At 71.5% G+C, this 19,015-nt stretch carries 16 protein-coding genes and 1 riboswitch; of the genes, 6 read left to right on the top strand and 10 right to left on the bottom strand.

Translation table 11 applies throughout. The features are described from left to right. The 5 genes from gatB to JHD21_RS06490 form a co-directional block, all read right to left on the bottom strand. On the bottom strand, nucleotides 1–1,389 hold a 1,389-nt coding region (gene gatB / locus JHD21_RS06470; RefSeq protein ID WP_292672635.1), incomplete at its 3' end, for an Asp-tRNA(Asn)/Glu-tRNA(Gln) amidotransferase subunit GatB. 29 nt (nucleotides 1,390–1,418) lie between these two features. Further along, nucleotides 1,419–2,927, bottom strand: coding sequence for an Asp-tRNA(Asn)/Glu-tRNA(Gln) amidotransferase subunit GatA (gene gatA / locus JHD21_RS06475; RefSeq protein ID WP_292672595.1), 1,509 nt, complete (start codon nucleotides 2,925–2,927; stop codon nucleotides 1,419–1,421). A gap of 5 nt (nucleotides 2,928–2,932) precedes the next feature. Then, nucleotides 2,933–3,232, bottom strand: a complete 300-nt coding sequence (gatC, locus tag JHD21_RS06480) for an Asp-tRNA(Asn)/Glu-tRNA(Gln) amidotransferase subunit GatC (protein WP_292672597.1) — start codon at nucleotides 3,230–3,232, stop codon at nucleotides 2,933–2,935. Between the two features lie 10 nt (nucleotides 3,233–3,242). Beyond that, nucleotides 3,243–3,863, bottom strand: coding sequence for a hypothetical protein (locus JHD21_RS06485; RefSeq protein WP_292672599.1), 621 nt, complete (start codon nucleotides 3,861–3,863; stop codon nucleotides 3,243–3,245). Nucleotides 3,864–3,931: 68 nt separating this feature from the next. Then, complete coding sequence (locus tag JHD21_RS06490) at nucleotides 3,932–4,582, bottom strand: DUF1707 domain-containing protein (RefSeq protein WP_292672601.1); 651 nt, start codon at nucleotides 4,580–4,582, stop codon at nucleotides 3,932–3,934. Between the two features lie 117 nt (nucleotides 4,583–4,699). Here JHD21_RS06490 and JHD21_RS06495 point away from each other — a divergent pair, with 117 nt between their 5' ends. The 4 genes from JHD21_RS06495 (at nucleotide 4,700) to JHD21_RS06510 (ending at nucleotide 10,265) form a co-directional block, all read left to right on the top strand. After that, entirely contained in the window at nucleotides 4,700–5,068 is a 369-nt protein-coding gene (locus tag JHD21_RS06495) for a YciI family protein (RefSeq protein WP_292672603.1), read from the top strand. A 21-nt stretch (nucleotides 5,069–5,089) separates the two neighbouring features. Then, nucleotides 5,090–6,310 (top strand): DUF6596 domain-containing protein, encoded by a 1,221-nt coding sequence (locus JHD21_RS06500; protein ID WP_292672605.1) that lies wholly within the window; start codon nucleotides 5,090–5,092, stop codon nucleotides 6,308–6,310. Between the two features lie 197 nt (nucleotides 6,311–6,507). Next, nucleotides 6,508–6,752, top strand: a riboswitch (cobalamin riboswitch). 130 nt (nucleotides 6,753–6,882) lie between these two features. Then, nucleotides 6,883–9,264: a ribonucleoside-diphosphate reductase subunit alpha gene (locus JHD21_RS06505; protein ID WP_292672607.1), complete on the top strand. Its 2,382-nt coding sequence runs from the start codon at nucleotides 6,883–6,885 to the stop codon at nucleotides 9,262–9,264. Nucleotides 9,265–9,287: 23 nt separating this feature from the next. Beyond that, nucleotides 9,288–10,265: a ribonucleotide-diphosphate reductase subunit beta gene (locus JHD21_RS06510; protein WP_292672609.1), complete on the top strand. Its 978-nt coding sequence runs from the start codon at nucleotides 9,288–9,290 to the stop codon at nucleotides 10,263–10,265. Between the two features lie 91 nt (nucleotides 10,266–10,356). Here the strand turns inward: JHD21_RS06510 and ligA are convergent, their stop codons facing one another. Next, a complete protein-coding gene (gene ligA, locus JHD21_RS06515; RefSeq protein ID WP_292672610.1) occupies nucleotides 10,357–12,441 on the bottom strand; it encodes an NAD-dependent DNA ligase LigA in 2,085 nt (694 codons plus the stop codon). A gap of 222 nt (nucleotides 12,442–12,663) precedes the next feature. Here ligA and JHD21_RS06520 point away from each other — a divergent pair, with 222 nt between their 5' ends. Both JHD21_RS06520 and JHD21_RS06525 read left to right on the top strand, forming a co-directional pair. Continuing rightward, nucleotides 12,664–13,284 carry a TetR/AcrR family transcriptional regulator gene (locus JHD21_RS06520; protein WP_292672611.1) on the top strand — a complete coding sequence of 207 codons (621 nt, stop codon included), beginning with the start codon at nucleotides 12,664–12,666 and terminating at the stop codon, nucleotides 13,282–13,284. Next, complete coding sequence (locus JHD21_RS06525; protein ID WP_292672612.1) at nucleotides 13,281–14,930, top strand: MFS transporter; 1,650 nt, start codon at nucleotides 13,281–13,283, stop codon at nucleotides 14,928–14,930. Before JHD21_RS06520 ends, JHD21_RS06525 begins: the two co-directional genes overlap by 4 nt. Nucleotides 14,931–15,042: 112 nt before the next feature. Here the strand turns inward: JHD21_RS06525 and JHD21_RS06530 are convergent, their stop codons facing one another. Genes JHD21_RS06530 through JHD21_RS06545 form a run of 4 tightly spaced genes read right to left on the bottom strand, consistent with a single transcriptional unit; the run spans nucleotide 15,043 to nucleotide 18,939 of the window. Continuing rightward, nucleotides 15,043–15,570 carry a type 1 glutamine amidotransferase domain-containing protein gene (locus JHD21_RS06530; protein WP_292672637.1) on the bottom strand — a complete coding sequence of 176 codons (528 nt, stop codon included), beginning with the start codon at nucleotides 15,568–15,570 and terminating at the stop codon, nucleotides 15,043–15,045. Between the two features lie 43 nt (nucleotides 15,571–15,613). Continuing rightward, nucleotides 15,614–16,609 carry a methionine synthase gene (locus JHD21_RS06535; protein ID WP_292672614.1) on the bottom strand — a complete coding sequence of 332 codons (996 nt, stop codon included), beginning with the start codon at nucleotides 16,607–16,609 and terminating at the stop codon, nucleotides 15,614–15,616. After that, nucleotides 16,609–17,736: a tRNA 2-thiouridine(34) synthase MnmA gene (gene mnmA / locus JHD21_RS06540; RefSeq protein WP_292672616.1), complete on the bottom strand. Its 1,128-nt coding sequence runs from the start codon at nucleotides 17,734–17,736 to the stop codon at nucleotides 16,609–16,611. Before mnmA ends, JHD21_RS06535 begins: the two co-directional genes overlap by 1 nt. A 15-nt stretch (nucleotides 17,737–17,751) precedes the next feature. Beyond that, a complete protein-coding gene (locus JHD21_RS06545; RefSeq protein WP_292672618.1) occupies nucleotides 17,752–18,939 on the bottom strand; it encodes a cysteine desulfurase family protein in 1,188 nt (395 codons plus the stop codon). Nucleotides 18,940–19,015: the final 76 nt, after the last annotated feature.

Genomic DNA, 19,015 nt, shown 5'->3' on the forward strand with positions numbered 1-19,015 from the left:
CTTGCCGTCGCGGATCTTGTCGGCGACGTCGGGGTTGGCCGCGATCGCGTTGTCGACGGCCGTCGACAGTGCGCCGTCGTCGGAGACGATGGCGAGCCCGCGGGCGGCGACGATCTCCTCCGGCGTGCCCTCACCGGCGAACAGCCCGTCGAACACCTGCCGGGCCAGCTTGTCGTTGAGGGTCCCCTCATCGACCAGCGCCTGCACCGCGGCCACCTGGGCCGGCGTCACGGGCAGCTCGGCGATCTCGACGCCCTGCTCGTTGGCACGCCGGGCGAGCTCGCCGAGCCACCACTTGCGCGCCGTCTGCGGCGACGTACCCGCGGCGACCGTCTCCTCGATCAGGGACAGCGCCCCGGCGCCGATCGTGTCCCGCATGTCGAGGTCGCTGAAGCCCCACTCCGCCTGGAGCCGGGCCCGCCGCTCGGTGGGGTTCTCCGGCAGCGTGCCGCGCAGCTCCTCGACCCAGTCCCGTGACGGCGCCACGGGGACAAGGTCGGGCTCGGGGAAGTAGCGGTAGTCGTCGGCGTCCGACTTCTCCCGGCCGCTGGTCGTCACGCCGGTGTCCTCGTGCCAGTGGCGGGTCTCCTGGAGGATCGAGCCGCCGGAGGACAGGACCGCGCCGTGCCGCTGCATCTCGTAGCGGACCGCGCGCTCGACGGACCGGAACGAGTTCACGTTCTTGGTCTCGGTGCGGGTGCCCAGCACGCCGGAGCCCTGGGGGGCCAGCGACAGGTTGACGTCCGCGCGCAGGTTGCCCTGGTCCATCCGGGCCTCGGAGACGCCCAGCGCGACGATCAGGTCGCGGAGCTGGCTGACGTAGGCGCGGGCCACCTCCGGCGCCCTCTCCCCCGCCCCGGTGATCGGCCTGGTCACGATCTCGATGAGCGGGATCCCGGCCCGGTTGTAGTCGACCAGCGAGTAGTCGGCGCCGTGGATCCGGCCGGTCGCGCCGCCCATGTGGGTCGACTTGCCGGTGTCCTCCTCCATGTGGGCGCGCTCGATCTCGACCCGGAAGGTCTCGCCGTCCCCGTCGTCGGCCAGAGTGACGTCCATGTAGCCGTCGAAGGCGATCGGCTCGTCGTACTGGGACGTCTGGAAGTTCTTCGGCATGTCCGGGTAGAAGTAGTTCTTCCGGGCGAACCGGCACCACTCGGCGATCTCGCAGTTGAGCGCCAGCCCGATCCGGATCGCCGACTCGACGGCCTTGCGGTTGACGACGGGCATCGCGCCGGGCAGCCCGAGGCAGGTCGGGCAGACGTGGCTGTTGGGCTCGCCACCGAAGACCGCCGGGCAGCCGCAGAACATCTTGGTGTTGGTGTTCAGCTCCACGTGGACCTCGAGCCCGAGGGCCGGGTCGTACGCCGCGAGGACGTCCTCCCACGGCATCAGGGCGTCGCCGGTGCTGGCGGTCGTGGTCACGCGGTCCCTCCTAGTGCTGGAGCCCGGTCGAGCAACGGGCCGCCCCAGCGGTCGAGCAGCAGCGCCTCGAGCGCGGCGCCGACCCGGTAGCAGCGGTCGTCGGCCAAGGCAGGCGCCAGCACCTGGAAGCCGGCCGGGAGCCCGTCCTCGTCGGCCAGCCCGCTCGGCACCGAGATGCCGGGCACCCCGGACAGGTTGGCCGGGATGGTGGCGAGGTCGTTGAGGTACATCGCGATCGGGTCGTCGAGCTTCTCGCCGAGCTTGAACGCGGTGGTCGGCGCGGTCGGCGACACCAGCACGTCGGCCTGCTCGAACGCGGCCGTGAAGTCCCGGGAGATCAGCGTCCGCACCTTCTGGGCCTGGCCGTAGTAGGCGTCGTAGTAGCCGCTGGACAGCGCGTAGGTGCCGAGGATGATCCGGCGCTTGACCTCGTCGCCGAACCCGGCCTCGCGGGTGGCCCGCATGACGTCCTCGGCCGACGGTGCCTCGATGCCCTCGGGAAGGACCCGCAGCCCGTAGCGCATCGCGTCGAACTTCGCGAGGTTGCTGGACGCCTCGGCCGGGAGGATCAGGTAGTAGGTGGCCAGCGCGTGCACGAAGTGCGGGCAGCTCACCTCGACCACCTCGGCGCCGGCGCCGACGAGCAGCTCGACCGACTCCTCGAAGCGGGCCTGGACCCCGGCCTGGTAGCCCTCGCCGCCGAGCTCCTTGACCACGCCGATCCGGACACCGCGCAGGTCGGCGTCCGCACCCTGGCGGGCCGCGTCGACCAGTGCGCCGACCGGCTGGTCGACCGAGGTCGAGTCGCGGGGGTCGTGGCCGCCGATCACCTCGTGCAGCAGGGCGGCGTCGAGCACGGTGCGGGTGACCGGGCCGACCTGGTCGAGGGAGTTGGCCAGGGCGACGAGGCCGTAGCGGGACACCCCGCCGTACGTCGGCTTCACCCCGACCGTGCCGGTCACGGCCCCGGGCTGGCGGATCGACCCCCCGGTGTCGGTGCCCAGCGCCAGCGGCGCCTGGAACGAGGCGACCGCGGCGGCGGAGCCACCGCCGGAACCGCCGGGGATCCGGCCGAGGTCCCAGGGGTTGTGCGTGGGACCGTACGCCGAGTGCTCGGTCGAGGAGCCCATCGCGAACTCGTCCATGTTGGTCTTGCCGAGGATCGGCAGGCCGGCCTCGCGCAGCCGCGTGACCACCGTGGCGTCGTACGGCGGCACCCAGCCCTCGAGGATCCGGGAGCCGCACGTGGTCGGCAGGCCCTTGGTGGTGAGCACGTCCTTGACCGCGATCGGCACGCCGTCCAGCAGCGACGCCGGGTCGCCGGCCGCGCGCCGGGCGTCGGACTCGGCGGCCTGGGCGAGCGCGCCGTCCGCGTCGACGTGCAGGAACGCGTGCACCTCGCCGTCGACCTCCGCGATCCGGTCCAGCGACGCCTGGGTCAGCTCGACCGAGGTGGTCTCGCCGGCGGCGAGGTCGGCGGCGAGCTCGGCCGCGGACCTCCGCATGCGACTCACTGCTCGTCGCCCAGGATCCGCGGGACCAGGAATCGCTGCTGCTCCTGCTCGGGTGCCCCGGAGAGCGCCTCCTCCGGAGTCAGGCTCGGCACGACGACGTCCTCGCGGAAGACGTTGGTCAACGGCAGCGCGTGCGACGTCGGCGGCACGTCGGCGTCGGACACCTCCTGGATGGAGGCGACCGACTCGAGGATCACCGACAGCTGGGGTGCGAGGTGGTCGAGCTCGGCGTCGGTCAGGTCGATCCGGGCCAGCGTCGCGAGGTGCGCGAGCTCGTCCCGGGTGATCTCAGCCATGACAGTGATCCTAGGAGGGTGTCGGGGCGGGGTCCGCGGTGCCCTGATGCACGTCGAGACGCAGCAGCCGGCTGGTGAGGTCGACCGCCGGGCCGAGCGCCACGATCACGGCGATGGTGCCCAGGCCGATGGTCGCCCCGAGCAGCCACCCGACGAGTGCCCCGCCGCCCTGGACCAGGCTGTAGCTCCACTTGAACGGGACCGGCGGGTCCCAGGCCAGCGCGGCCGACTCCGCCGGGCCGGCACCGGTGTTGGCGCCCAGATAGAGGGCGATCCCCAGCGCCACCACCGGCAGCGCGGCGGCGAGCAGCGCGAACCGCCAGCCGAGCCCGTCCGGCGTGTCGAGCAGGTCGATCAGGAACGACACGGTCCACCCGACGACCACGACCTGGACCAGCGTGCCCAGGCCCGGGAAGAACCGGCGGAGCGCCGCCGCCAGCAGGAACAGCAGGCTGATCAGCGCGTTGGCCACCAGGAACGACATCCCGGTGCCGATGGACACGCCGTTGACGAGGGTGGAGAAGCCGTCGGAGCCGAGGTCGGCGGTGAGCAGCATCGCGACGCCGATACCGAGCACGACGCAGCCGAGCACGAGCAGGGCGACCTGGCGCGGAGGGTAGGGAAAGGTCATCACGGTCATCGTCCCAGGTGACCGCCTGATGCCCGCGATCGCCGGCGCCGGCCGAGCCGGCGACCGCGTCAGTAGGTGCCGAGGTACTTCTTCGGGGTGCCCGGCGCCGGTTGCCGCTCGACTGTGACCGAGCCCATCAGCGCGACTCCTCGCAGCCGGACGACCGGCGAGTCGGGCCCGAGCTCGGCGGGCGTCTTGTCCTTCGCCAGGCTGTAGTCGCCCATGATCGGGGTGCCGTCCACGACGACGTGCAGGTGCGCCGGGACGATCACCTTGACCTCGCCCATGACGGCGTTGGCGGTGATCGTGGTCTCGTGGGCCGACAGCTGCGCCTGCCGGAGGTCGATCAGGACGCTGCCCATGAGGGCGAAGGCGGTGTGCCTCTCGGGGATCGACCACACGCCCTGTCGCTTGCAGTCGCCCATGATCGCGGTGGACGAGTTGTGCCCGACCGCCGGCACCGGCGGCGGCGTACGTCGCGCCGGCGCACCCACGTGCGGAGCCCCGACTCCGGGGGCCTGCAGGTCGAGCGTGATCGGCACCAGCTCGGCGTACGTCTTCGCCGCCCAGGTCAGCTCCAGCCGCTCCTCGAGCTCGTCGAGGTCGAGCCGCCCCTCACCGGCGGCTTCGCGCAGCAGCTCGGTGACGCGGTGCCGGTCGGCGTCGGAGATGCGCAGCTGCGCGGGGTCGTGCTGCGGGCGGTTCTCGATCTCCCCCATGGCCGCCAGACTAGGCCCTGTTGCTTGTTCATGTTCCTTGTCGATTTCCCGTCACCAGCGGCGACGGGGTGGTGACCGAGCCCCGAGCCGCGGGGCCGTACGAGAGAGGCAGCACCCATGAAGTACGTCCTGATGTTCACCTCCAACACCGACCTCGACGCGACGATCAACAAGGAGACGCTGGAGGCCGACTACAAGAAGATCTACGAGTGGTTCACGACCCACGCCGACAAGTTCGCCGACGGGGGTGCTGAGCTGCTCGGCGTCGAGACCTCCACGACCGTCAAGCACGGAGACGCCGGGGCGGTGGTCGTCGACGGCCCGTTCAACGAGGCGAAGGAGGTCATCGGCGGGTTCTCGATCATCGACGTCCCCGACATGGACGCCGCCGTGGCGCTGACCAAGAGCTGGCCGCTCCTGGAGCGCCCGGGCAACGCCGTCGAGATCCGGCCGATGGTCGAGGACTACTCCCAGTTCGAGCAGTGACCTCTCCCGGATGACGTGTCGATGACCAGCACGGACCGCCTCCTCGCGCAGACCCTGCGCGAGGAGGCAGGTCCGCTGGTCGCGTCGCTGTCCCGCCGGTTCGGCGACTTCGACGTCGCGGAGGAGGCCGTGCAGAGCGCCGTCGCCGAGGCACTGACGTCCTGGCGCCGCGACGGCCCGCCCAGCCGGCCGGCCGCCTGGTTGCACACCGCGGCGAGCCGCAACGCCATGGACGCCCTCCGCCGGCGCGACCGGCAACGGGCCCTGGCCACACGCGTCGACCCCCCTGCCGAGCCGAGGACCGGCACGGACGACCGGCTCGCCCTGCTCTTCGCCTGCTGCCACCCGGCCCTCGCCCCGGAGGCCCGGCTCGCCCTGACCCTGCGTGCGGTGGTCGGTCTCACCACCCCCCAGATCGCGCGCGCCTTCCTGGTCAACGAGACGACACTGGCGCAGCGGATCGTCAGGGCCAAGCGCAAGATCGTCTCGGCGAACATCGCGCTCACGGTCCCTCCCGACAGGGAGCTGACGGAACGGTTGACCGACGTCCTGGCCGTCGTCTACGTGATGTTCAACGAGGGCTTCGTGTCCTCCTCCGGTCCCACCCAGGACCGTGACCTGGCCGCCGACGCCGTGTGGCTGGCCGGGGTGGTCGCGACCTCACTCCCCCGCGAGGCCGAGGCGTGGGGGCTCGCCGCCCTGCTGACCCTGCAGCACGCCAGGAGCAGCGCCCGCTTCGACGAGGCCGGTGGACTGGTGCTGCTGCGCGACCAGGACCGGTCGCTCTGGGACGGCGACGCCATCGCGGAGGGTGACCGGCTGCTCGAGCGGGCCGCGGCCCTGCGCAGCCCCGGGCGGTACCAGCTCCAGGCCGCGATCGCCGCCGTGCACGCGACCGCCCCCTCGTGGGCCGACACCGACTGGCTCCAGATCGTCACGCTCTACGAGCTGCTGCTCGAGCACGACCCGTCGCCGGTCACCCGGCTCAACCGCGCCGTCGCCGTCGCCCAGCTCGGCCGCCGCCAGGCCGAGGCGGCGCTGGCCGACGTCGAGGCGCTGGCCGAGCCACTGGCGGCGTACCACCTCTTCCACGCGGCCCGCGCCGAGCTGCTCACCTCGCTCGGTCGTGACGCGGAGGCGGCGCGGGCCAACCGGCAGGCGCTGGCGCTGACCTCGAACGACGCCGAGCGACGTCTGCTCACCCAGCGACTGCACTCCCGAGCCCTCGAGGACGGGACCTGACGGGCGTCCCGCTGAGGTCTTCTACGGTCTTGATCGATCGATCGATCAAGACCGTCCGACAACCTCCGACAGAGGCATTGGCTCCGGACGTGGCTCGCACGGTCGCCCAGCGCCTGCTCACAGCCGATCGCGCCTGATGGAACCTCTCGACACGCCGACACAAGATGTGGTCCCACACTCCCGATCGCGATCTACATATGGTGCTCGACGCAGCTGGTTCACGGCGTCAGCCAGGCGTCGTGAGGCAACAGGGAACCCGGTGTGAGTCCGGGACTGCCCCGCAGCGGTGAGTGGGAACGACCGCCGTCAGACGCACTGGATCGACTCCGTCCGATTGTGAGGAGATCTGGGAAGCGACGGCCAGTAGGGATCGAGCTCTGAGCAGCACCGGAGCTCGGTGTGCCCACGAGTCCGAAGACCTGCCAGCGCGCCGCACCCGTCGGGTGCGGTGGTCCGAGGCCTCGTGGGACGGCCGACGGCTGGCACGGCGCGGCCCCTACTACACGCCGTAACGACCGTCTCCTCCCGCGCGACCTCGGACCGTCCCGGACCGATCTCGCGAGGAGAGAGAAATGACGGTCACCGATACACCAGCACGACCCACGATGGGCGTGCGCAAGCGCAACGGCGACACCGAGCCCGTCGACGTCAACAAGATCGTGCGCGCCGTCGACCGGGTCTGCGAGGACCTGGCCGACGTCGACCCGATGCGGGTCGCGACCCGCACCATCAGCGGGCTGTACGACGGCGCCACGACCGCCGAGCTCGACCGGCTGTCGATCCAGACAGCGGCCGAGATGATCGGCGAGGAGCCGCAGTACTCGCGGCTGGCCGCCCGGCTGCTGGCCGGCTACATCGACAAGGAGGTCCGCAACCAGGGCGTCATGTCGTTCAGCCAGTCGGTGTCGCTCGGCCACGCCGAGGGCCTGATCGGCGAGGAGACCGCCCGGTTCGTCAAGGACAACGCCCGCAAGCTCGACTTCGCCGTCGACCCGTCGGCCGACCGGCGGTTCGAGTACTTCGGGCTCCGCACGGTCTACGACCGCTACCTGCTGCGGCACCCCAGCAGCCGACTGGTCGTCGAGACCCCGCAGTACTTCCTGCTCCGGGTGGCCTGCGGCCTCGCCCAGAGCCCGGGCGAGGCGATCGAGTTCTACCGGCTGATGTCTTCGCTGGCCTACCTGCCCAGCAGCCCGACGCTGTTCAACTCCGGGACCCGGCACACCCAGATGTCCTCGTGCTACCTCGTCGACAGCCCGCGCGACGACCTGGACTCGATCTACTCCCGCTACGGACAGGTCGCCAAGCTGTCGAAGTTCGCCGGCGGGATCGGGATCGCGTTCTCGCGGGTGCGGTCCCGCGGCGCCCTGATCCGCGGCACCAACGGTCAGTCCAACGGCATCGTGCCGTTCCTGCGGACCCTGGACTCGTCGGTGGCCGCGGTCAACCAGGGCGGCCGCCGCAAGGGCGCGGCGTGCGTCTACCTGGAGCCGTGGCACCCCGACGTCGAGGAGTTCCTCGAGCTCCGGGACAACACCGGCGAGGACGCCCGGCGCACCCACAACCTCAACCTGGCCAACTGGGTCCCGGACGAGTTCATGCGTCGCGTCGAGGCGGACGCCGACTGGTCGCTCATCGACCCCGACCAGGCTCCCGAGCTGCCCGACCTGTGGGGCGACGCGTTCGACGCGGCGTACCGCCGGGCCGAGGAGGAGGGCCGCGTCGTGCGGACGGTCAAGGCCCGCGACCTCTACGGGAAGATGATGCGGACCCTCGCGCAGACCGGCAACGGCTGGATGACGTTCAAGGACGCCGCCAACCGGACCTGCAACCAGACCAGCGACCCCGTCGTCGGGTCCCCCGGCGGGCCTGTCGTGCACCTCTCCAACCTGTGCACCGAGATCATCGAGGTCTCCTCCGACCACGAGACGGCGGTCTGCAACCTCGGGTCGGTCAACCTCGCCCAGCACCTGACCGCCGACCGGACCGGTGTGGACTGGGACAAGCTGCGACAGACGGTGCGGACCGCGGTGCCGCTGCTCGACCGGGTCATCGACGTCAACTACTACCCGAGCGCCGAGTCGGCGGCGTCCAACCCGCGCTGGCGCCCGGTGGGCCTGGGCCTGATGGGGCTGCAGGACGTGCTCTTCGCGCTGCGGCTGCCCTTCGACTCGCCCGAGGCGCGGGACCTGTCGACCCGGATCCAGGAGGAGATCTACCTGACCGCGCTCGAGGTGTCGGCGGGGCTCGCCCAGCGGCACGGCCCGCACCCGGCGTACGCCGAGACCAGGGCCGCACAGGGGGTGCTCCAGCCCGACCACTGGTCGGCCGCGCCCACCCAGCCGGAGCGCTGGGCCGCTGTCCGGGCGACGATCGCCGAGCACGGCCTGCGCAACTCGCTGCTGATCGCGATCGCGCCGACGGCGACCATCGCGTCGATCGCGGGCTGCTACGAGTGCATCGAGCCGCAGGTGTCCAACCTGTTCAAGCGCGAGACGCTCTCCGGGGAGTTCCTCCAGGTCAACGGGGCGCTCACCCGCGAGCTCAAGGCCCGCGGTCTGTGGACACCGGAGGTCCGCGAGGCGATCAAGCGGGCCGAGGGCTCGGTCCAGGGCATCACGGCCCTCCCCGAGGACGTCCGGACCCTGTTCCGGACCGCCTGGGAGCTCCCTCAGAAGGCGCTGATCGACATGGCGGCCGCCCGGTCGGCGTACGTCGACCAGAGCCAGTCGCTCAACCTCTTCATCGCCGGGCCGTCGATCGGCAAGCTCTCGTCGATGTACCTGTACGCGTGGAAGGCGGGACTGAAGACGACCTACTACCTGCGCTCACGGCCGGCCACCCGGATCACCCAGACGACGACCAGCGTCACCGCCCCCACCCAGTCCCAGAGCGACCAGGAAGCCCTTGCCTGCTCGCTCGAGAACCCCGAGAACTGCGAGGCCTGCCAGTGAACACGATGCTCTTGGACCCCGGCATGAACCTGACCCTGCGTCCGATGCGCTACCCGCACTTCTACGACCGATACCGCGACGCGATCAAGAACACCTGGACGGTCGAGGAGGTCGACCTGCACTCCGACCTCAAGGACCTCCAGCGGCTGACCGCCGCCGAGCGGCACCTGGTCTCGCGGCTGGTGGCGTTCTTCGCGACCGGCGACACCATCGTCGCGAACAACCTGGTGCTCAACCTCTACCAGCACATCAACAGCCCCGAGGGCCGGCTCTACCTCTCCCGCCAGCTCTTCGAGGAGGCGGTGCACGTGCAGTTCTACCTGACCCTGCTCGACACCTACGTCACCGACGAGGACGAGCGGCACGAGGCGTTCGCCGCGGTCGAGAACATCCCGTCGATCAAGGCCAAGGCCGACTTCTGCTTCCGCTGGATCGACTCGGTGTTCGACCTCGACCAGCTGGAGACCGAGGAGCACCGCCGCAAGTTCCTGCTCAACCTCATCTGCTTCGCGGCGGTCATCGAGGGCCTGTTCTTCTACGGTGCGTTCGCCTACGTCTACTTCCTCCGGTCGCGTGGGCTGCTCAACGGCCTCGCCTCGGGCACCAACTGGGTGTTCCGGGACGAGTCGATGCACATGGCGTTCGCGTTCGACGTGGTCGACACGGTCCGCGAGGAGGAGCCCGACCTGTTCGACGACGAGCTGGCCGCACAGGTGCGGCAGATGCTGATCGACGGGGTGGACGCCGAGGCGCAGTTCGCCGAGGACCTGCTCGGCGGCGGCGTCGCCGGGTTGTCGACCGCGGACATGCGCAGCTACCTGGAGTACGTCGCCGACCGGCGGATGGAGCGGCTGGGTCTCCCCCAGATCTACGGCTCGTCGAACCCGCTCGCCTTCATGGAGCTCCAGGACGTCCAGGAGCTCTCGAACTTCTTCGAGCGGAAGGTGTCGGCCTACCAGGTCGGCGTCTCCGGCTCGGTCGGGTTCGACGAGGACTTCTAGCGGGCGCCTGGCGGGCGTCGAGTGACCGGTTCTGGTGGGGTACGGGCACGCCGGACCAGCCAGTCCGGGTCACTCGACGCCCGCGTCCGGGTCAGAGTGCGTCCGGCCCGCCCTCGAGCAGCTGCTTGAACCCCGCCTCGTCGAGGATGGGGACGCCGAGCTGCTCGGCCTTGTCGGCCTTGGAGCCGGCGTTGTCGCCCACCACGACGTAGTCGGTCTTCTTGGAGACCGACCCGGCCGCCTTCCCGCCACGGGCCAGGATCGCCTCGCGGGCCGAGTCGCGGCTGAAGTCGACCAGCGACCCGGTGACCACGACGGTGAGGCCTTCGAGGGTGCGCTCGACGGAGGCGTCGCGCTCGTCCTCGAGCGAGACCCCGTCGCGCTCCCACTTGTCGACGATCTCGACGTGCCACGGCTCCTTGAACCACTCGATCACCGCCTCGGCGATGGTGGGTCCGACGCCCTCGGCAGCGGCCAGGCTCTCCTCGGACGCGCCGCGGATGGCGGCCATCGACCCGAACTCCTGCGCGAGTGCCCGGGCCGCGGTCGGCCCGACGTGCCGGATGGACAGCGCCACCAGCACCCGCCACAGCGGCACGCGCTTGGCCTGGTCGAGGTTGGCCAGGAGCCGCTCGCCGTTGGCCGACAGCTGCGGACCTTCCTCGCCCTTCTTCGGCGCCCGCGTGAAGAGAGGGGCCTGCAGCAGCTTGTCCTCGGTGAGCGCGAACAGGTCGCCCTCGTTGTCGATCACCTGGGCCTCGAGCAGCGCCACCGCGGCCTCGTAGCCGAGCCCCTCGATGTCGAACGCGCCGCGGCCTGCGACGTGGAAGACGCGCTCGCGCACCTGGGCCGGGCAGAACTGGTGGTTGGGGCAGCGCAGGTCCTTGTCGCCCTCCTTCTGCTCCGCCAGCGCGGTGCCGCAGGCCGGGCACTCGGTCGGCATCACCCACTCGGCCAGACCCTCGGGGCGCAGCGGCAGCACCGGCCCGAGGATCTCGGGGATGACGTCGCCGGCCTTGCGCAGGATCACGGTGTCGCCGGGGCGGACGTCCTTGCGCCTGACCTCGTGGGCGTTGTGCAGCGTGGCGTTCTCGACCGTCGAGCCGGCGACCCGGGTCGGCTCCATCACGCCGTACGGCGTCACCCGGCCCGTGCGCCCCACGTTGACCCGGATGTCCAGGAGCTTGGTGTTGACCTCCTCCGGCGGGTACTTGAACGCGATCGCCCACCGCGGCGCCCGGCTGGTCGAGCCGAGCCGGCGCTGGAGGGCCACGTCGTCGACCTTGACCACCACGCCGTCGATCTCGTAGGGGACGATCGTGTGCCGGTGCTCGCCCGCGTGGTCGATGTAGGCCCGGACGTCGGCGAGGGTCGGCAGCACCTTGACCTGGGTGGACGTCGGCAGCCCCCATGCTGCGAGCGCGTCGTAGGCGTGGGACTGGGCCTGGGGCTCGAACCCGCGCCGGGCACCGATGCCGTGGCAGACCATGCCCAGGTCGCGGCTGGCCGTGACCCGCGGGTCCTTCTGGCGCAGGGACCCCGCGGCGGCGTTGCGAGGATTGGCGAAGACCGGCTTGCCCGCCTCGGTCATGGACGCGTTGAGCCGCTCGAACGCCTCGATCGGGAGGAACACCTCCCCGCGCACCTCGAGCAGCTCGGGGACCGGGAACTCGTCGGTGCCGGTCAGCCGGTGCGGGATGGAGGCGATGGTCTTGACGTTGGGCGTGACGTCCTCGCCGGTGCTGCCGTCGCCGCGGGTGAGCGCCCGCACCAGCCGGCCGTCCTCGTAGAGCAGGTTGATCGCGAGGCCGTCCACCTTGAGCTCGCAGAGCAGGTCGGGCGCGTCGACGCCGTCGCGGCCGAGCCGGGCGTACCAGGCCTCGAGCTCGTCGTAGGAGAACGCGTTGTCGAGGCTCTCCATCCGCTGGAGGTGGGCGACCGCGGTGAACTGCGTCGACACCGCGCCGCCGACCTTCTGGGTCGGTGAGTCCGGCGTCTGCAGCTCGGGGAACTCCTCCTCGAGGGCCTCCAGCCGGCGCATCCGCTGGTCGAAGTCGGCGTCGTCGATGGTGGGCGCGTCGAGCACGTAGTAGCGCCACCGGGCGTCCTCGATCTCGTCGGAGAGGGCTCGGTGCTCCTCGCGGGCCTGGGCGGTGGCGGGGGTGGGCTCGCTCATCACACGACCATCATGCCGGTCACCACCGACATCTCCTCGGCTGGTCACCCTGGTCATCACCCCGTCTGACCTGCGCAGACGCCGATTGGTCCAGACCAGCACAGGTTTATCGGCTTGGCCGGAATGGCTCGTCGTGCCACTCTGTTCTGGATGAAACGAAACGGTTTCGTTTCATCTGTGAAGACCGTCACACCGAAGCCCGAACAGGAGCAACCGATCCGCATGAGTCCCCAGCCGGAGAGCGTCGTCCAGCGACCACGCATCGAGGGTGAGCGCGAGGCCGAGATCCTCGAGGCGACCCTCGACGTGCTCGGTGACGTCGGCTACGACCGGCTGACCATGGACGCGGTGGCCCTGCGGGCCAAGGCGTCCAAGGCCACTCTCTACCGTCGCTGGAACTCCAAGGTCGCCCTGGTCATCGACGCCCTGCAGCACGGCCATCAGCACGAACACCCCGTGGAGCCGGTCGACACCGGTACCCTGCGGGGCGACCTGCTGGAGGCGTTCTGCGGTGTCGGAGGCCTGACCGACAAGCCCGAGGTCGACGCCTTCGGGGCCATCCTCACCGCGATCATGCGCGACGCCGAGTTCGCCGCGGCGTTCCGCTCCGAGGTGCTGGCCCCCAAGCTCGCCGGCACCCGGGCCCTGTTCGAGCGCGCCAAGGAGCGGGGCGAGATCGGCTCAGGCGTCGACATCGAGCTGCTCGCCCCGGCGCTGGCCGGGGTCGTCATGCACCACTTCCTGCTGGTGGGCGAACAGCCCACCCAGGAGCTCGTCACCACCGTGATCGACCAGATCATCCTGCCCGCCGCCACTCACGACCACCAGGAGAACCAGTCATGACAGACACGACCCAGAGCGACATCGAGGTCGAGGACTCCTCGACCGAGAGGTCGCTGCACCTCGGGTGGGCGCTCGTGCTCATCTCCGTCGCGCAGCTGATGGTGGTCCTCGACGCCACCATCGCCAACATCGCACTCCCGTTCATCGGCGCCGACCTCGACATCTCGCAGTCGAACCTGTCGTGGATCGTCACCGGCTACGCCCTCGCCTTCGGCGGCCTGCTGCTCCTCGGTGGTCGGCTCGGGGACCTCTACGGCCGGCGCAAGGTCTTCATGATCGGCCTGTCGATCTTCGCCGTGGCGTCCCTGCTCGGCGGCATCGCGACCTCGGAGCCGCTGCTGCTCGGCGCTCGGGGCCTCCAGGGCTTCGGTGCGGCGCTGGCCTCCCCGGCCGCGCTGGCGCTCATCACCACGACGTTCCCCGCCGGTCCGGCCCGGAACCGCGCCTTCGCCATCTACGCCGCTATGTCCGGCGCCGGCGCCGCCGTCGGCCTGATCCTGGGCGGCTGGCTCACCGGGCTCGACAGCTTCGCCGGCATCGACGTCAGCGGCTGGCGCCTGACCTTCCTCATCAACGTCCCGATCGGTCTGGCCGCCGCGCTCCTGGCGCCGCGCTTCCTGCCCGAGTCGGAGTCGCACCCGGGCGAGCTGGACATCCCGGGCGCCGTCACCGGCACCCTCGGCCTGCTCGGCATCGTCTTCGGCCTCACCCGGGCCGGCGACGCGGAGTACGGCTGGGACGCCCCCTCCACCATCGTGCCGCTCGTGCTGGGCGTCGGCCTGCTCGCGCTGTTCGCGTTCGTGGAGTCCCGCGCCGCCCACCCGTTGCTCCCGCTGCGGATCCTGCAGAACCGGACCAGGGCGACCAGCTTCGCGGCGATGATGTTCGCACCGGCCGCGATGTTCTCGATGTTCTTCTTCCTCAGCCTCTTCATCCAGCAGATCATGGGATACAGCCCGCTGAAGGCCGGCTTCGCGTTCCTGCCGTTCTCCATCGGCATCGTGATCGGTGCGGGCCTCTCGTCCAACCTGGTCAACCGCATCGACGCCAGGTACATCGCCGGCGTCGGCACGCTGCTGGCGTCGATCGGGCTGTTCGGGTTCTCGCGGATCTCGTTCGACGACTCGGCGAGCTCCGTGCTCCAGTCCGTGCTCAACGGCGAGGCGGCGGCCGACGGGGTGAACTACTGGACCAGCATCCTCCCGTTCATCGTCCTGATGGCGGTCGGCATGGGCATGGTGTTCGTCCCGCTGACCCTCACCGCTGTCCACCACGTCAAGGCGGAGGACTCGGGGATCGGCTCCGGCGTGCTCAACACGATGCAGCAGATCGGCGGTGCCCTCGGGCTGGCGTCGCTGAGCACCGTCTCGCTCTACTTCGTCAACGACCGCAAGGAGACCTTCATCCCCGAGCTGGCGGCCCAGGCTCAGGCGACGGGTCTCGACCAGAGCATGCCCGCGGACCAGCTCCAGGAGCTGCTCGGGTTCGCGGCCTTCCAGGGGACGTTCTCCGACGGGGCGAGCAACGCGTTCCTGTTCGGCGCGGGCATGATGCTGATCGCCTCGGCGATCGTCTGGATCTTCCTCGACGTCAAGCACGAGGAGCTGGCGACCGACGGCCCCGAGGGTGCGCACGTCGGAGTCTGATCCCGAGCACCGACCACCACACGGAAGTGGCCGCCCCCAGCGTATGGGGGCGGCCACTTCGTGTACCTGGCGCGGGTCCGCGGCCGCGCGAGGCAGGTCTCGTCAGCCAGGGTCAGGTCAGCGCGTCCTGGAGCGCCTTGACGAACGCCGGCAGGTCGCCGGGGTTGCGGCTGGTGATCAGGTTGCCGTCGACGACGACCTCCTCGTCGACCCAGTCACCGCCGGCGTTGTGGATGTCGGTGGCCAGCGACGGGTACGACGTCAGTCGCCGGCCCTTGGCCAGGCCGGCGGACACCAGGAGCCACGGACCGTGGCAGATCACCGCCAACGGCTTGCCGGACTCGGCCACCTCCCGGACGATCTCCTGCGCCCGCCGCTCGACCCGGAGCTTGTCGGCGTTGACCGTCCCGCCGGGAACGACCAGCGCGTCGATGCCGGCCACGTCGAGGTCGTCGAGGGTGCCGTCGACCTCGACCTGCTGCTTCGGGTCGGTGTCCCCCTCGACGGTCTGCACGGAGCCGGCCTCCACGCCGTAGACCCGCACCTCGGCGCCGGCGGCGCTCAGCTCGTCGCGTGGGGTGACGAGCTCGGCGTCCTCGATGAAGTCGGCGACGATGATCGCCACGGTCCTCCCGCTCAGGTCAGCCATGGAGGCGTGGTACCCGGCCGGGCGGGGGGCAGTCTCACCCCGAGAGGTGGTCCGCGGCCGTGCGCAGCACGGTGAGCGACTGCTTCGCCCAGCCCGGGGATGCCCCGGCGAGGCCGCAGGACGGCGTGATGACGACCCGGTCCCCCACCTCCCCGGGGTCCATGCCCAGCATGTCGAGCCAGCGCACGACCGACTCGGTGACCTCGCCGTCGGTCGGCGCGGGAGAGGTGTCGGTGGACGGGACGATCCCCAGCACCACCGTCTCGCCGTCGTCGAGTGCGCTGCCCAGCTCGTCGTGGTCGCGAGCCGTCAGCCGGGCGTGGTCGACCGACAGACCTCGGGCGCCCGCGCCGCGCAGGAGGCCGAGCGGCGTCCCGGCCGCACAGGAGTGCACCCAGGCCTCGGCGCCACTCTCCATGACTGCCTCGAGCACCCACTCCAGCGCCTGCGAGGCCTCGGGAGGGTGGACCGCGCGGTGCCGTCCGAAGCCGGACGCCGTGGGGATCGCGGCGGCCAGGACCGCGGCGAGCGCGGGCTCGTCGACCTGCACCACCAGACCCGCCGCACCCGGCACCCGGCGCCGGAGGTCGGCGACGTGGTCGCGCAGTCCCTCGGCCAGCGCCTGGGCCAGCTCGCGGCGGGCGCCCGAGTCCGCCAGGACCTTGTCGCCCCGGGGGCGCTCCACCGTCGCCGCCAGGGTCCAGGGCCCGGCGACCTGGACCTTGACCGTGCCGGTGTAGCCCTGGGCCTGCTCCTCGAACCCGTCGAGGTCCTGGGCCAGCAGGCTCCTCGCCCGGCGGTGGTCGATCCCCGGCGCGTCGGTCAGCCGCCAGCCGGCGGGTTGCAGGTCCGCCGCCAGGCCGGCCATGACGGCCACGCCGCGGCCGGTCATCGACGCGCCCGCTCCGCGGCCGGGCACCTCGGGGACGTACGCCAGGTCGGGCAGCTCGCCCAGGACCAGGCGCACGGCCTCGTCGTAGGCGTGCTGGTCGTCGCCGGGATGCGACCCGACACCGGTGGCCCGCACCATCAGTCGCCACCGCCGGACGCGCGGCGGGTCGAGGCGATGGTGGCCGACCCGACCACCCGGGTGCCGTCGTAGATCACGACCGCCTGCCCGGGGGCGATCCCGTAGGCCGGCTCGTGCAGCTCGACGGCGACCGTGCCGCCGTCGGCTCCCTCGTCCACGCGGATCTCCGCCCGGTGCTCGTCGCCGTGCGCGCGGAGCTGGACGGTCACGTCCGGGCCGGCGAGCAGCGCGGGTGCGGTCCCGCACCAGCGGGGCCGGATCGCGGTGAGCCCGTCGACGGCGAGCCGGTCGTGCGACCCGACCAGCACGGCGCCCGAGACCGGCTCGATGTCCAGGACGAACCTCGGCTTGCCGTCGGGGGCCGGCCGGCCGAGCCGCAGGCCCTTGCGCTGCCCGATCGTGAACCCGTAGGTGCCCCCGTGCCGGCCGAGCTCCTCGCCGGTCGCCTCGTCGAGGATCGGACCGCCGTGGTTGGGCGCCCGGTCGCCGAGCTTCTCGCGCAGCCACCCCGCGTTGTCACCGTCGGCGACGAAGCAGATGTCGTGGCTGTCCGGCTTGTCGGCGACCAGCAGGCCGCGGGCCGCCGCCTCGGCACGCACCTCGGTCTTCGACGAGCCGCCGAGCGGGAACAGCGAGTGCCGCAGCTGTTCCTGGTCCAGGACCCCGAGCACGTAGGACTGGTCCTTGCCGTGGTCGACCGCCCGGTGCATCTCGACCAGGCCATCCGCCCCGCTCCGCAGCCGCGCGTAGTGCCCGGTGGCCACGGCGTCGAAGCCCAGCCCGACGGCCCGGTCGAGCACGGCGGCGAACTTGATCCGCTCGTTGCAGCGCAGGCACGGGTTGGGCGTCCGGCCCGCGGCGTACTCGTCCATGAAGTCCTCGACCACGTCCTCGTGGAAGCGCTCCGACAGGTCCCAGACGTAGAAGGGGATGCCGATGACGTCGGCGGCGCGGCGGGCGTCGTTGGCGTCCTCGATCGTGCAGCAGCCGCGGGCCCCGGAGCGGTACGACGCCGGGTTGCGCGAGAGCGCGAGGTGCACGCCGGTGACCTCGTGCCCGGCGTCGTGGGCCCGGGCCGCGGCCACGGCCGAGTCGACGCCACCGGACATGGCGGCGATCACCCGCACGGGATCACCGCCCGGTCACATCCGCGCGGCGCGGGCGCGTTCGACGACCGGGCCGATCGCATCCACGACGGCGTCCACGTCGGCCTGGGTCGAGGTGTGGCCGAGCGAGAAGCGCAGCGAGTGGCGGGCCTGGTCCTCGTCGCAGCCCATCGCGAGCAGGACGTGCGAGGGCTGCGGGACGCCGGCCGAGCAGGCGGAGCCGGTGGAGCACTCGATGCCCCGCGCGTCGAGCAGCATCAGCAGGGAGTCGCCCTCGCAGCCGGGGAACCCGATGTGTGCGTTGCCCGGAAGTCGGTGGACGCCGACCGGAGCCATCGTGCCCCCGTGCAGGTGGGCGTCGGGCACGACCTCGACGATCCGGCGCACCAGGTCGTCGCGCAGTGCGGCGACCCGTGCCGCGTGCTCGGCCTGGTGCTTGACGGCCAGCTCGACCGCGGTGGCGAAGCCGGCGATCGCAGGCGGGTCGATGGTGCCGCTGCGGATGTCGCGCTCCTGCCCGCCGCCGTGCACGAGGGCGGTCACCTCGACCTCGCGGCCGACCAGGAGGGCCCCGACGCCGTACGGTCCCCCGACCTTGTGGCCGGTGAGTGTCAGGGCGTCCACGCCGCTCGTGGCGAAGTCGACCGGCACGGCGCCGACGGCCTGCACGGCGTCGGTGTGCACCGGGATGCCGTGGGCGCCGGCGAGCGCGACGGCGTCCTCGACGGGCTGCAGGGTGCCCACCTCGTTGTTGGCCCACATGACCGAGATCATGGAGACCGAGCCGGGGTCGCGGTCGATCGCGGCGGCCAGCGCCTCCACCTCGAGCCGTCCGGTGCTGTCGACGGGCAGGAGCTCGACCTCGGCGGCCCCGGTCTCGGCGAGCCACACCAGCGGGTCCAGCACGGCGTGGTGCTCGACGGCGGTCGTGAGGATGCGGGTCCGTCTCGGGTCGGCGGCCGTCCGGGCCCAGTGGATGCCCTTGACCGCCAGGTTGTCCGCCTCCGTGCCTCCGGAGGTGAAGACCACCTCGCCGGGTCGACAGTTCAGTGCCTGGGCGAGGGTCTCCCGGGACTCCTCGACGACGCGGCGGGCGTGGCGGCCGGACGCGTGCAGGGAGCTCGGGTTGCCGACCTCGCGCAGGTGCTGGGCCATCGCCTCGATCGCCGCCGGGACCATCGGTGTGGTCGCGGCGTGGTCGAGGTAGTGCGCACCTGTGGCCATGTCGCCCTCCAGCGTACGGGTTGCCGGCGCGCCGCCCCCAGGGACGGACCTGACTAGTCCGGGGGCCCGAACAGGC

It is taken from the genome of Nocardioides sp., assembly GCF_016462705.1.
Lineage (GTDB): Bacteria > Actinomycetota > Actinomycetes > Propionibacteriales > Nocardioidaceae > Nocardioides.